This window comes from Aquimarina mytili, assembly GCF_016735115.1.
GTDB classification, from domain to species: domain Bacteria; phylum Bacteroidota; class Bacteroidia; order Flavobacteriales; family Flavobacteriaceae; genus Aquimarina; species Aquimarina mytili.
This window is the reverse complement of sequence record NZ_JAERQJ010000005.1, coordinates 230,200-244,047: the sequence shown is the minus strand read 5'-3', so window position 1 is coordinate 244,047 and position 13,848 is coordinate 230,200. Positions and strand designations below refer to the sequence as shown.

At 35.4% G+C, this 13,848-nt stretch carries 11 protein-coding genes; 8 read left to right on the top strand and 3 right to left on the bottom strand.

Annotated elements, in window-relative coordinates; all coding sequences use genetic code 11:
• The first annotated feature begins 47 nt into the window (after positions 1-47).
• Positions 48-1,004, top strand: a complete 957-nt coding sequence (locus JJQ60_RS14290) for a PorP/SprF family type IX secretion system membrane protein (protein ID WP_201921413.1) — start codon at positions 48-50, stop codon at positions 1,002-1,004.
• Between the two features lie 73 nt (positions 1,005-1,077).
• On the opposite strand, the gene JJQ60_RS14285 is transcribed toward JJQ60_RS14290, so the two are convergent.
• Positions 1,078-1,476 (bottom strand): DoxX family protein, encoded by a 399-nt coding sequence (locus JJQ60_RS14285; protein ID WP_201921410.1) that lies wholly within the window; start codon positions 1,474-1,476, stop codon positions 1,078-1,080.
• 19 nt (positions 1,477-1,495) lie between these two features.
• Entirely contained in the window at positions 1,496-2,650 is a 1,155-nt protein-coding gene (gene holB / locus JJQ60_RS14280; RefSeq protein WP_201921577.1) for a DNA polymerase III subunit delta', read from the bottom strand.
• Between the two features lie 307 nt (positions 2,651-2,957).
• Here holB and JJQ60_RS14275 point away from each other — a divergent pair, with 307 nt between their 5' ends.
• The 4 genes from JJQ60_RS14275 to JJQ60_RS14260 all read left to right on the top strand — a co-directional run bounded on the left by JJQ60_RS14275 (position 2,958) and on the right by JJQ60_RS14260 (position 9,196).
• Positions 2,958-4,145: a phosphoglycerate kinase gene (locus JJQ60_RS14275; RefSeq protein WP_201921407.1), complete on the top strand. Its 1,188-nt coding sequence runs from the start codon at positions 2,958-2,960 to the stop codon at positions 4,143-4,145.
• 214 nt (positions 4,146-4,359) lie between these two features.
• Positions 4,360-5,967: a LysM peptidoglycan-binding domain-containing protein gene (locus JJQ60_RS14270; protein ID WP_201921404.1), complete on the top strand. Its 1,608-nt coding sequence runs from the start codon at positions 4,360-4,362 to the stop codon at positions 5,965-5,967.
• Positions 5,968-5,983: 16 nt separating this feature from the next.
• Complete coding sequence (locus JJQ60_RS14265) at positions 5,984-6,976, top strand: DUF4837 family protein (protein WP_201921401.1); 993 nt, start codon at positions 5,984-5,986, stop codon at positions 6,974-6,976.
• A 93-nt stretch (positions 6,977-7,069) separates the two neighbouring features.
• A complete protein-coding gene (locus JJQ60_RS14260) occupies positions 7,070-9,196 on the top strand; it encodes a Tex family protein (protein ID WP_201921398.1) in 2,127 nt (708 codons plus the stop codon).
• A 132-nt stretch (positions 9,197-9,328) separates the two neighbouring features.
• Here JJQ60_RS14260 and JJQ60_RS14255 read toward each other — a convergent pair whose 3' ends face one another.
• On the bottom strand, positions 9,329-9,517 hold the full coding sequence (locus JJQ60_RS14255) for a twin-arginine translocase TatA/TatE family subunit (RefSeq protein WP_317194015.1): 189 nt from the start codon (positions 9,515-9,517) through the stop codon (positions 9,329-9,331).
• A 199-nt stretch (positions 9,518-9,716) separates the two neighbouring features.
• Here JJQ60_RS14255 and JJQ60_RS14250 point away from each other — a divergent pair, with 199 nt between their 5' ends.
• The 3 genes from JJQ60_RS14250 to JJQ60_RS14240 are packed head-to-tail and all read left to right on the top strand — an operon-like array spanning position 9,717 to position 13,848.
• Positions 9,717-10,589, top strand: a complete 873-nt coding sequence (locus JJQ60_RS14250) for a M23 family metallopeptidase (protein WP_201921395.1) — start codon at positions 9,717-9,719, stop codon at positions 10,587-10,589.
• Between the two features lie 6 nt (positions 10,590-10,595).
• Entirely contained in the window at positions 10,596-12,095 is a 1,500-nt protein-coding gene (locus JJQ60_RS14245; protein WP_201921391.1) for a GH3 auxin-responsive promoter family protein, read from the top strand.
• Between the two features lie 55 nt (positions 12,096-12,150).
• Positions 12,151-13,848 carry a DUF6909 family protein gene (locus tag JJQ60_RS14240; RefSeq protein ID WP_201921389.1) on the top strand — a complete coding sequence of 566 codons (1,698 nt, stop codon included), beginning with the start codon at positions 12,151-12,153 and terminating at the stop codon, positions 13,846-13,848.

The window sequence follows — 13,848 nt, the reverse complement described above, 5'->3', positions numbered from 1 at the left end:
GGATATAAGAAAGAGAAAAGTTAATGATCTGTAATTTTAAATGTTAGATGAAGAAATATATTATAATATTTAGCCTATTTGCAAGCTATTGCACTTTTGCACAAGAGTTTTTTGCTCCTGTACAAAACCAGTATATTGCAGATAACCCATATTTGATTTCCTCTGCATATGCAGGGATAGGAGACTGTTGGCAGGTTAGAGCTTCTGGTTTTGAACAATGGGTAAGTATTGAAGATTCGCCAGGAACTCAATCTTTATCTATTGACGGTAGAATATCTGACCGTTCGGGTGTTGGAGCTATATTATTTAATGACCAGAATGGTTTTACTACGCAAAGAGGTATTCAATTATCGTTTGCTCATCACTTAACGTTAAGTGAATATAATAACCAATATCTGTCTTTTGGTATTAGCTATAAATTTACTCAGTTTGGTATTGATACTTCAGAGTTTAGTAATGGAGATCCAGACAATCCATTTAACCCGGGATTGGCAGATATAAGCGTAAATGACTCTAACTTTGACATTGCACTACTATACCGAATCGGGAGGTTCTTTTTAAGTGCTAATGCGGTGAATTTGTTACAGAAGCAAATTGATAACTTTAACCCTACAGAACCTTCACAGATACAAAACTATTATCTGTATACAGGGTATACGTTCTATCATAGGTTTAGTGATATCGAAGTAGAGCCTTCTATTTTATATCAAAACTTTACCGGTGATGGTCGATCAACAACAGATATTAATCTCAAAGTACGTAAAATGCACCGTGGTGACTATTATTGGGCCGGGATTAGTCTAAGATCTTTAGTGGATCAGGATTTCAAGCCCCTTTCTGTATCTCCTATGATTGGGATCAAGAAATCTAATTTCTATGTGGCCTATGGATATCAGGTTAATGTAAATGAGGTATTAGAACCAAGTACAGCCGCAGGATCACATATGATTACTTTGGGACTTGACTTTGGTTGTAGACAGAGTAAATGTGGATGTACATACTAAAAGTAAGTATAGATATATAAACAAAAAGAGCTTCTAACATAGAAGCTCTTTTTGTTTATAAGTTTCTTTTCTGCTATAAGGTTATTACATACAATCCAAATATAGCCACGATAAAGTAACAGGTGATCGTTAAGGCACCTTGATAGTCTTTGGCTACTCTTTGTCCAAAAAGCAACATTAAGAGCGTTAAACAAGCTAAAAACATCCCGACAACTGCATAATAAGTCGTGCCATCTGTAATTAAATGATAAATACCCATAATACAGCTAATTGCCGTAACGACCTCGATAATCAAAATAATGCTAAGTAGAAGAGGAACCATTTCCCCCATAAACGTTGCCGAGAAATGTTCTTTTAACCAATTAAGATTTCCTTTCCAGTCAACCATTTTATCAATTCCAGATTGTAAGAAAGTAATGAGTAGAAATAATAGAATGGTTATTGAAACGATATGAGTCATAAAATTATCCATAGGTAATTTATATTTGATGTTAACTTGCTTTTTTATGTAATAGGCGAGTAAGTTTTATAGATAGATCTGTAAGAATAATTTTGGCATTACCATTTCGTTCTATATGGTAGGCTGCATCTTGTAATTCGTTACAAATATCCATAATATTGGCACCATGAACAAAAGGAGCGAACTTTTCTAATTTAAAACCTGCTGTATTGGGCTCCAAAAACACCAAGTCTTTTGCTCCATAATTGAGCAACATGGCTTGTCTAAAAAAATCAAGACAATACTTTAAAAATTTCTTTTGGGTTTCTCTGCCAGTTCCCGCAATAGATTCGCTCCAGGTAATCAGATCATTAACAGCCGATTTATTGCCTTTTGCTCTAAATGCGGTTCGCACCCATTGTATAAACCAATCTTCAAACTGGTCATCGCCACCATCATGACGCAATAAATGCAATGCTTTGCTATAATCTCCATTTGCTTGATGGGCTATTTTTAGCGCATCGGCATCTGATATGTTTTCATTTTCTTGAAGTGCTTCTTTGATCACCTGCTCTCCTAAAGGCGGAAAGTGTAGTGCCTGACATCTAGATCTAATTGTTTGTATAAGATGTTCTTCGTCTTCAGTGATAAGGATAAAGATGGTTTTTTCGGGAGGTTCTTCAATTAATTTGAGAAGTTTGTTGGAAGCTGCAATATTCATTTTATCGGCCATCCAGATCAACATCACTTTGTATCCTCCTTCATAACTTTTTAGCGAAAGCTTTTTTACAATTTCTAAAGCCTCATCTACACCTATTTGACCTTGTTTTTTTTCGATTCCTAAAGATAGATACCAGTCAAAAATGCTTCCATACGGGTTTTCTTTTACAAAGATTCTCCATTCTTCAGCAAATTGATCAGACGTGGGGTGCTTTTTAACTTTATCATTCACGGCAACGGGATATACAAAATGAAGATCAGGGTGTGCCAGATGATCAAACTTTATATTGCAGGCTTGACTGCCTTCTTTGTTTTCTCCATTTTGATTTTGACATAAAATATATTGTGCATAAGCTATAGCCATTGGCAAGGTTCCACTACCATTTGGGCCTACAAAAAGTTGAGCATGAGGTATTCTTTGGCGATCTGCACTTGTAGTCAAATAGCTTTTAATATGTTTTAATCCTAATATTTCTGAAAAAAGCATAAGCAAATATAAAAAGAAGTATGAGGTAGAACGCATGAATTATAATTAACTTAAATAATCAATTTATTTCAATGAAGTATTTAAAAATTCCTTTCTCATAAGAGATAGGGTTAAGATGTAGGGTTTGATATGAAGAAATAACTGAGGACTCAAAGTAATTGTAGAATATAAATGTCTTTTTTCTAAAAAAACGATGAAATGTGAAAATTTACCATCGTTTTCGTAGATTTTTTCTTTGGTTTAGCCCAGTTTTTAATGAAATAGAATTATTTTCGTTTGCTCAATATCAATACAGTAAGAAAACCAGATGAAAACAATCAACGATTTTAACTTCGAAAATAAAAAAGCCTTAATCCGAGTAGATTTTAATGTACCCTTAAATGAAAATTTTGAGGTAACCGATGACACAAGAATACAAGCAGCAAAACCTAGTATTATTAAAGTTTTAGAAGATGGAGGAAGCGCAGTATTGATGTCTCATTTAGGTAGACCCAAAGGAGTGCAAGATGAGTTTTCCTTGCGACATATTGTTGATAAAGTTGCCAATGTTCTTGGTGTTGAGGTAAAATATGTACCAAATTGTGTAGGCCATGAGGCAGAAGACGCTGTTGCAGCGTTACATCCCGGAGAGGTGCTATTGCTTGAAAACCTAAGGTTTCATCCATCAGAAACTGCTGGTGATATTGAGTTTGCAGAGCAGCTTTCAAAATTAGGAGACATCTATGTAAATGATGCGTTTGGAACAGCACATAGAGCACATGCATCAACAACTATTGTGGCTCAGTTTTTTCCAGAAAATAAATGCTTTGGAAGCCTGTTGGCGAAAGAAATTGAAAGTATTGATAAAGTGTTACGTAGTGGAGAAAAACCTGTTACCGCTGTTTTAGGGGGATCAAAAGTATCTTCAAAAATCACAATTATTGAAAACATTTTGGATACGGTGGATCATCTTATCATTGGGGGTGGTATGACATATACGTTTATTAAGGCACAAGGTGGTCAAATAGGTGATTCTATCTGCGAAGATGATAAACAAGAGTTAGCCTTAGAAATTTTAAAGAAGGCTTCAGAAAAAGGAGTGCAAGTACACCTTCCTGTTGATGTGTTAGGGGCTGATGCTTTTGATAACAATGCAAACACCAAGGTGGTTGATGTTGATGCGATTCCTGAGGGGTGGCAAGGATTGGATGCAGGACCTGAAACATTAAAAAACTTTCACCAAGTTATCCTGGAGTCAAAAACAATCCTTTGGAATGGACCATTAGGAGTTTTTGAGATGGAAAACTTTGCAAAAGGCACAATCGCCTTAGGACATTCGATTGCTGAGGCAACAGAAAAAGGTGCTTTTTCACTTGTTGGTGGAGGAGACTCAGTTGCTGCGGTAAAACAATTTGGTTTTGGAGATAAAGTAAGTTATGTATCTACAGGTGGAGGAGCAATGTTGGAAAGCCTGGAGGGTAAAACGTTGCCTGGCATAGCAGCTATTGAAAACTAAATGAAGCTAATTTTGTGTAAGAAAAATAATATTATTTGTAAGAATTTTCAAAAACCGGTAGTTTAAACCGGTTTTTTTGCGTTTTTAACGTATTGATCTTTTGGATTTTAGAAAAAAAATGCGATTTTCGCTGCTGTATTGTTGATAACATGTTAAAAACAATACAAATAGCCCCAAAATTTTCCTAGAACTAAAAAAGTAAACGCATTTGCAAATGAACAAGTATTTCACACTATTTCTTTCTTTTCTACTCGTTTCTGTTTCACTATTTGGACAAGAAACGTATTACCCCAATAAACACAAAGAAAATACAAGTAGTCAAACTCCTAGGTTAACTCAAGATACCGTTCAGGTTATTGATACCACAAAAACCATTAGAACAACTGGAGAGCTTCAAAAAACTACACTTACAACCACAAGTGTAAAAGATACTGTAGTATATCTGGCAAATGATTATCCGAAGATGTCAAAATTAGACTCTCTTTGGAAACAAGAACTATACAATTCAAACCTGTTTGACACCATTCATAAATCGGTTACAGAACTTACTTATGAACCTGTAGAATATGTAGACTTACCTACAGACACCTTAAAAGCAAGACTTAAAGAATTAGATGCTCGAACACCTTTCAATGTAGAGTATAATGCTTCTTTAGAAAGCGTAATAAAAAATTATCTAAAGAATAGACATGAGCATTTGGAACGATTAATGGCACTGAGTAAGTTTTACTTTCCATTATTCGAACAAGAATTAGACAATCAAAATATTCCTTTAGAGATAAAATATCTGGCTATTGTAGAATCTGCTTTAAAACCTAGAGCAAAATCCAGAGTTGGAGCCACAGGATTATGGCAATTTATGTTTGGTACCGGTAAAATGTTTGGATTAGAAGTAAGCTCTTATGTTGATGAGCGTATGGATCCGATTATGGCAACCAAAGCAGCATGCAAATATTTATCTAATCTCTATAAGGTATTTGGAGATTGGGATCTTGCTTTAGCATCGTATAACTCAGGACCAGGCAATGTTACAAAGGCGATTAGACGAAGTGGTGGTAGAACTAATTATTGGAACATAAGACATAACCTTCCTAGAGAAACTGCTGGATACCTACCGGCATTTTTGGCCACTATGTATATTTTTGAATATGCAGACAAGCACAATTTTAAACCTAGAGTGCCAGAGTTTGCATATTTCGAAACCGATACCATACGCGTAAAACAAATGATCACTTTGGATCAGGTTTCAGAATATATGAATATTGATATTGAAGAATTACAGTTTTTAAATCCATCGTATAAATTAGATATTATTCCGTTCATCAAAGATGAAGACTATGTACTGCGTTTGCCAATTGATAAAATTGGACCTTTTGTAGCTAACGAAGATAAAATTTATACATTGGCCCAGGCAGAATTTGATAAGCGCGAAAAACCACTTCCAAAATACTACGAAGCGAATGATAGAATTCGATATCGTGTGCGCAGTGGAGATTACTTAGGAAAAATAGCAAGACGATACGGAGTTAGGGTAAGTAGTTTAAAAAAATGGAATGGATTGCGAAGTAATAACCTTAGAATAGGTCAGCGTTTAACGATCTATCCACGTAGACCCGTAGTCGATAAGCCTAAAAGTTCTAAACCTACAGCGGCAAAGGCGGTTACCAGCAATTCTGAAATGTATACTGTAAAGTCGGGGGACACGCTCTGGAGTATTTCACAAAAATTTAAAGGAGTTTCTGTCGAAAATCTTAAAAATTGGAACGATATTAGCGGTAGCGGTATAAAACCAGGTATGAAACTGAAGCTTTCAAAATCATAACCGCAAATATCATTTTATGAAAAAATTATCTCTAGTCATCATTGGCTTGCTTTGCATACTTAGTTGTACAGAAACTAAAAAAGATAAAAGCCAAAAAAAACCTCAGAGTGCTATGGCACAATCTGTTGGTAAAATTAATGAACTATCTGTTGTTATTGATAATGAACTGTGGAAGGGCAGTTTAGGAGATACCATCCGTAAATATTTTGGAGCAGAAGTACCGGGATTACCTCAAGTAGAACCCTTGTTTTCTATGCGTCAGATGCCTTCTACGGCGTTTTCTGGTCTAGCACGCAAAAACAGAACCTTTATTTGGATCAGAAAGGGAAAGAAAAAGAGTTTTGATTTGCTTAAAAACAAGTATGCAACTCCTCAATTAGGAGCAGTGATTTCAGGAACTGATAGTGAAATCATTTCTCAGATCAAAGAACATCATGAAACAATCGTTTCAAAGTTTAAAACTATTGAAACCAAAGAGAAACAATCCAGGATTCGAAAATCTCTTGAGAAAATTCCACAGCTACAAGAAAAACTAGGAGTCAAGATCAATATACCTTCTGCATATCGATTAGCTATGGAAGAAGATACATTTTTTTGGATTCGAAAAGATATCTCACACGGAAGCATGAATCTTATAGTATATGAATTACCGCTTGGAACGATTACCAAAGATTCGAATACTGTGGGAAGTATTATTAAAATGAGAGATTCAATTGGTACATTAAAAATCCCTGCAGGAGAAACAGGAACAAACAAGTTTATTACCGAAGAAGCATATGCACCTTATCTTTATGAAACAAAACTTGCAGGTAGGTTTACTTTTGAGACCAAAGGAACCTGGGAAATTAAAGACAGGTTTATGTCCGGGCCTTTTGTAAACTATGCTATTGAAGACGAAAAAAACAATAGATTGTTAGTTCTAGAAGGTTTTGTATTTGCTCCCTCTGTAAATAAAAGAGATAACATGTTCGAGCTTGAAGCGATTATCAAGACCATTAAGTTTGAGTAGTCTTTTTTTCCAAAATTTGTAGAAAACTTTCTCTTTTCTATAAAATAAATGCCCGTTTTTGGCATTATATTTAGCGATTCAAAAAATAAATAAATGAATACGATTTCTTATATCGCTAAGCATCTGCCGATTTCAGAAAAACAAATTACCAAAACTGTTGCTCTACTCGATGATGGAGCAACTATTCCTTTTATTTCGCGATACCGTAAAGAGATGACCGGTGATCTTGATGAGGTTGCCATAGGCGAAATTGTAAAATTCAAGTTGGCTTTTGAAACCCTTCAAAAAAGAAAAGAAAGTGTACTTGCAGCAATCAAAGAACAAGAAGCACTAACTCCAGAATTAGAAAAAAAAATAGTAACTGCAGAAACATTAACCCAAGTAGAAGACCTTTATTTACCGTATAAGAAAAAAAGAAAAACTAAAGCCAGTGTTGCAAGAGAGCAGGGCTTAGAACCCTTAGCTAAGGTTGTTATGCAGCAAAAAGAAGAAGAAATTCTTTTTGTTGCCTCTCAATATCTTAATGATACAATAGTAAATGAAGAATTGGCATTACAAGGCGCAAGAGATATTATTGCAGAGTGGATTAATGAAGACGAAAAGATTAGAAACAGACTGCGTAGATTATATCAACGAAAAGCGACAATAGCCTCTGCAGTGATTAAAACCAAAAAAGATGATGAAGACGCTCAAAAATATCAACAATATTTTGATTGGGAAGAACCACTACACAAATGCCCATCACATCGATTACTGGCAATTTTAAGGGCAGAGAACGAAAAAATTGTTAGAGTTAAGATTACGGTACCCGAGGGTGATGCCTTAGATATTATTGATGATGTAATGATCAAAACAAACATCGAGGCTTGTACAGATCATATGTTTTTAGCCATTTCTGATGCATATAAGCGATTGTTGGCCCCGGCAATTTCTACAGAAGTGTTAAATCAGGCTAAAGAAAAGGCAGATGATAGTGCCATTAACGTCTTTGCTCAAAACCTGAAACAACTTTTACTAGCCTCTCCATTGGGGCAAAAAAGAATACTGGCATTAGATCCAGGTTTTAAATCCGGGTGTAAAGTTGTTTGTTTGGATAAACAAGGCGATTTGTTGCATAATGAAAATATATACCCTCACCCACCACAACGAGAAACAACATCAGCGATTAAAAAAGTACGTTCTCTAGTTAATGCGTACAAAGTTGAGGCTATTGCAATAGGAAATGGTACTGCTGCAAGGGAAACAGAGGCATTTATTAAGAAAATTCCATTCGAGAACCCTGTACAGGTGTTTATGGTTAACGAAAGTGGAGCCTCAGTGTATTCGGCATCCAAAATTGCTCGAGCAGAGTTTCCCAATTATGATGTTACCGTTCGAGGGGCTGTTTCTATTGGTAGACGATTGGCAGATCCATTGGCAGAACTTGTAAAAATTGACCCAAAATCAATAGGAGTAGGTCAATATCAACATGATGTAGACCAATCTAAACTTAAAAATGAACTGGATACCGTAGTGATGAGTTGTGTAAACAGTGTGGGGATTAACGTAAATACTGCAAGTGTGCCTTTGCTTAGTTATGTTTCAGGTATTGGTGAAAAACTGGCAGAAAATATTGTAGCGTACAGATCAGAAAATGGAGCATTACAATCTCGGGAAGAATTAAAAAAAGTACCAAGATTAGGAGGTAAAGCATATGAACAAGCTGCCGCTTTTCTTAGAATAACTAGTCCTAAAAACCCATTAGACAATTCTGCCGTACATCCAGAACGGTATAAGCTAGTTTCTAAAATGGCCAAGGATGCAGGTGTTCCACTTCATGAATTAATAGGAAATAAAGATGCAATCAAAAAAATTAAACTACAAAGCTATATCACCGAAGAGGTTGGACTTCCAACATTAACAGACATTGTTAAAGAGCTTGAAAAGCCTGGTGTAGACCCACGAAAAAAAGTAACCGTCTTTGAGTTTGATCCTAACGTAAAGACAATTGAAGATATAAGATCCGGAATGAAATTACCTGGGATTGTAAATAATATTACAAATTTTGGATGCTTCGTTGACATCGGGGTTAAAGAAAGCGGATTGATTCATATTTCAAAATTGGCAAATGAATATATTAGTGATGTAAATGCCGTTGTTCAATTACACCAACATCTCATGGTTACCGTAATAGACGTTGATCTTAATAGAAAGCGGATTCAATTATCGCTTATTGATTAAGCCATACTCTATCCTTACAGGATTAGTTGCTGAACCTATTGAAAAGCAAAATCGGGCGAGGCCATGAACATAGTTTATAAAAAAACCCAACTCATTTGAGTTGGGTTTAATGTATACATTTGATTACAGAAATTATTTTTTCTCATCAATTTTGGGATCTTCATCTTCTTTAGATGCATCCTTAAATTCTTTTATTCCACTACCAAGGCCTCTCATTAATTCAGGGATTTTCTTTCCTCCAAATAAAAGCAATACAATGGCAACTATTAAAGCAATTTGCCATGGCCCAATCATTCCTAAAAATATACTTAATGACATCATGATCTATAACTATTAGACTGCAAAGTTAGTAAGAATAATATTAATAGCGTTTTTAAACTGTTAAAAACAAAGAAGAGAAATGTTTTTTTAATAACCCCAGACGATTTATTAATCGATTACGTTATATTCTTTAATTGCAAGAATATGTATATTTGCGTATAATAATACCCTTTTTATACCCTTATTTGGTATATATTTTATGGCTAAAAAGAAAAAAGAACAAAAGAGAATTACCAAAAAATTACTCAACAAGTATCGTCTAGTTATCCTTAACGAAGATACTTTTGAGGAACGTATATCTTTTAAGCTAAATAGGCTTAACGTTTTTGTGTTGGTTACAATCACATCAATAGTTTTGGTAGCAGGAACTACTTTCTTAATTGCGTTTACTCCGTTAAGAGAATATATACCTGGATATTCTTCTACATCACTCAATCTAAAAGCTACCAAGTTAGTGGCTACAACAGATTCTTTGGAGTCAATGATTGCGATTAATCAAAAATACTATAAGTCTATTAAAAAGGTACTAACCGGAGATGTAACCACGGTTGAGTTTGATATTGATTCTGCAATACAATCTCAAAAACTGAATCCAGAAGAAGTAGACTTAACACCATCAGAAGAAGATATTTTACTTCGAGAAGAGGTATCAAAAGAAGATAAGTACAGTTTATTTGAGAGTGAAAAATCAAGTACCGATTTCTCTTTATTTCCTCCTGTAAAAGGAAATATTACTTCAGGATATGGTGTAAATGAAAAACACTACGGTATCGATGTTGCCGTCCCTAAAGACACGCCGGTAAAAGCTGCATCTGCAGGAACCGTAATATTTGCAGAGTGGACCGCAGAGACCGGTCATGTAATTATTATCAAGCATAGCAATAACCTTCTTACTGTATATAAACACAATGCATCTCTTACCAAACAGCAGGGAGAGCAAGTAAAATCAGGAGAAGTAATCGCTATGGCAGGATCCACAGGAGAATTATCTACTGGTCCCCATTTGCATTTTGAATTATGGAGAGATGGTTATCCTACAGACCCATCTAACTTTATTGATTTTGAACAATAATTATTTATGTCTTTAAAAGCATTAGGAGCTAAGATTTTTGCAAGGCGTATTCGCAAAAAAGTCAATAAATGGGCTTCAAATCCAACAAGAACACAAGAACGTGTTTTTAATCAACTCATAAACACGGCCAAAAACACATCGTTTGGGGTTGATCATCATTTTGAAAAAATTAAAACCTTTTCAGATTTTGCCAAACATGTACCTATACGAGATTATGAGCAATTAAAACCGTATGTGAATCGTGTTGTTGAAGGAGAAAAAGATATTCTTTGGCCAGGAAAACCATTGTATTTTGCAAAAACATCCGGCACTACAAGTGGAGCAAAGTATATACCGCTAACTAAAGATTCTATCCCAACTCATATTAGGGCAGCCCGCAATGCAATATTATGTTATATTGAAGAAACTGGAAAAACTGATTTTGTAGATGGTAGTATGATATTTCTTCAGGGAAGCCCAGAGCTTAGCGAAAAGAATGGAGTAAAACTGGGTAGATTATCAGGTATAGTGGCCCATTATGTGCCTAAGTATCTTCAGAAGAATCGGATGCCAAGTTGGGAAACAAATTGTATAGAGGATTGGGAACAAAAAGTAGAAGCCATAGTTGAGGAAACGGTAGATAAAAACATGACTGTGATTAGTGGTATCCCACCTTGGGTACAGATGTATTTTGAAAAACTTCAGGAAAAAACAAACAAAACGATAGGAGAACTCTTCAAAGGATTTGAACTATTTATTTATGGAGGTGTCAACTTTGAACCGTATAAGAGCACTTTCGAAAAACTTATAGGAAGAAAAGTTGCAAGTATAGAATTGTATCCCGCTTCTGAAGGTTTTTTTGCGTTTCAAGATCGTCAGAACGAAAAAGGTATGCTATTGCAATTAGATTCGGGTATGTTTTATGAGTTTGTAAAAGCCGATGAGTTTTTTAACGAAAACCCAAAACGATTGACGATTGGAGAAGTAGAAAAAGGAGTTAATTATGTGATGTTGGTTTCTTCAAACGCTGGATTATGGGCATATAATGTGGGTGATACTATAATGTTTACCAGCAGATCACCATACAGGGTTGTGGTTTCCGGAAGAATAAAACATTTCATTTCGGCTTTTGGAGAACACGTTATAGGAAAAGAAGTTGAAGAGGCACTTAAAATAGGAGCAGAGGCGACTGGTGTGCTCATCAATGATTTTACTGTTGCACCTCAAGTGAATCCTGAAGATTCAGAATTGCCTTATCACGAATGGTTTATTGAGTTTAGCGAGACGCCCCAGGATGTTGAAACATTAGCATTGGCGATAGACAATTCGCTTCGAAAACAGAACACCTATTATGATGATTTGATCAAAGGAAAAATCCTGAGAACATTAAAGGTAACCGTAGTGCCTAAAGATGGATTTAAGAACTACATGAAATCCATAGGTAAGTTAGGGGGTCAAAATAAGCTACCAAGGCTCTCCAATGATCGAAAAATTGCTGATGTACTCTCTGCTATGATCAACAAATAATATCAATTGAATTTAATTGTTCAGCAAGTATACTTATATTTGCTAGGAAAAATTTATGGCAAATCTTATACTACAAGGAAGAACAAGGGCTCAAGAAAGTTCTAGCGCAATAGAACGCATGTATATTACTATGCGTCATCTTTTCAATAGAGGCTTTTATAAGCCCATGGGAGTTTCAGGAGAAACTCTTAGAGAAGCACTGTTAACTTTGCGCCCAGAGATCTATGGTTCTGTTGCCGAAGAAAAAGTAGAACTTAACGGATTACTTTATGTTATAGACCGTTTACCATTCGGTATTGAAGAATGTCGATATATAAACCTTACAAGCGAAGAAGGATATAAAAACTCTCATTTTAAAGCGATTGTCCCTCCAAAAAGACGTAGAAATTGTTATCGCATCGATGAGGAGCAAATGAATATTGAGATTACTAGAGGGCGCTCTGAGATATATGATATCCTTACACACCTTACATTTCTATTTATAGAGTCTCATAAGATCATGAATCGTGTGGTAATTAATGAGCAAGGTAACGTTACACGAGATTGGCAAAAACTTGAAAAAGCAGTCTTAGGAACTAAAAAAGACTTAACTAAAGCCGAAAGAGAAGTAGCCCTAACCCATACAGCAAATATATTAGGTCGTACCTTTGAAGAAGTGACTTCGATTTATAGTGATTTTTCGTGCCCGGAGAACAAAGAACGGTTTTTACACATTATTTATTGGTTGGGCAAATTGGCAATAGAAGAGTCCATAGAAGACAAAAAGCGAATAGTAACCTTTAGCCCGGTTCTAAGAGAACGATTAGGACACCATATCCATGGGGAAATCTGGGCAAATGCCATTAAAAAGAAATTAGTAGAGCTTGATTTATTTCATCGACCAATACATATCATTAGCGCCAACATGCATAGTGTGATGAATGTTTTATACGCACCGATTGCCTTAAAAGCAGAGTTAAAAACCAAAAGTACTTTTGACGTTTATGAATTATTAAGTGATAATAAAAATGATAAATTAAGAGCAAGAGTAGAGAAATTAGCCCTGCAGAAAGGAATGACGTATATTGAAGATCAAAGTGGAGCTAATATTAATGTGCAACTATTTGACACCGCTAAATACAAAGAGGGAGAGTATGCCGGTTTAGTTTCTGATGTTGAGGATAAAGACAAGCCACTAATTATTGTGATGGATTATGCATTTGGCGAACAGGCATATGAAACCATGGACGAATTGCTAAAGCCTTACGCAGTCACAGAAAGTACTAAAAACCATATCGATGTTAAATCTGTTTCTATTATGGGAAAAGCAGGTATTCTTGAAGGAGGTAAAGGTGATATTATGATTCCTACTGCTCATGTTTTTGAAGGAACGGCCGATAATTACCCATTTAATAATCAATTAGAAAAGAAAGATTTAGAAGGCAATGGAATAGACATTTATGATGGTGCAATGATTACCGTTCTGGGAACATCTCTGCAAAACAGAGATATTTTGAAATTCTTTCACGATTCAACCTGGAATGTGATAGGATTAGAAATGGAAGGAGCACATTATCAAAAAGCAATACAATCAGCCTCAAAGCTAAGAGGAAGTATAAGCCCTGAAGTTAAAGTTCGGTATGCATACTATGCGTCTGATAATCCTTTAGAAACAGGAAGTACATTAGCCTCTGGAGGATTGGGCACAACAGGAGTAAAACCAACGTACCTGATTACCGAAAAAATAATAGAACAAATATTTAAAGAAAGATAG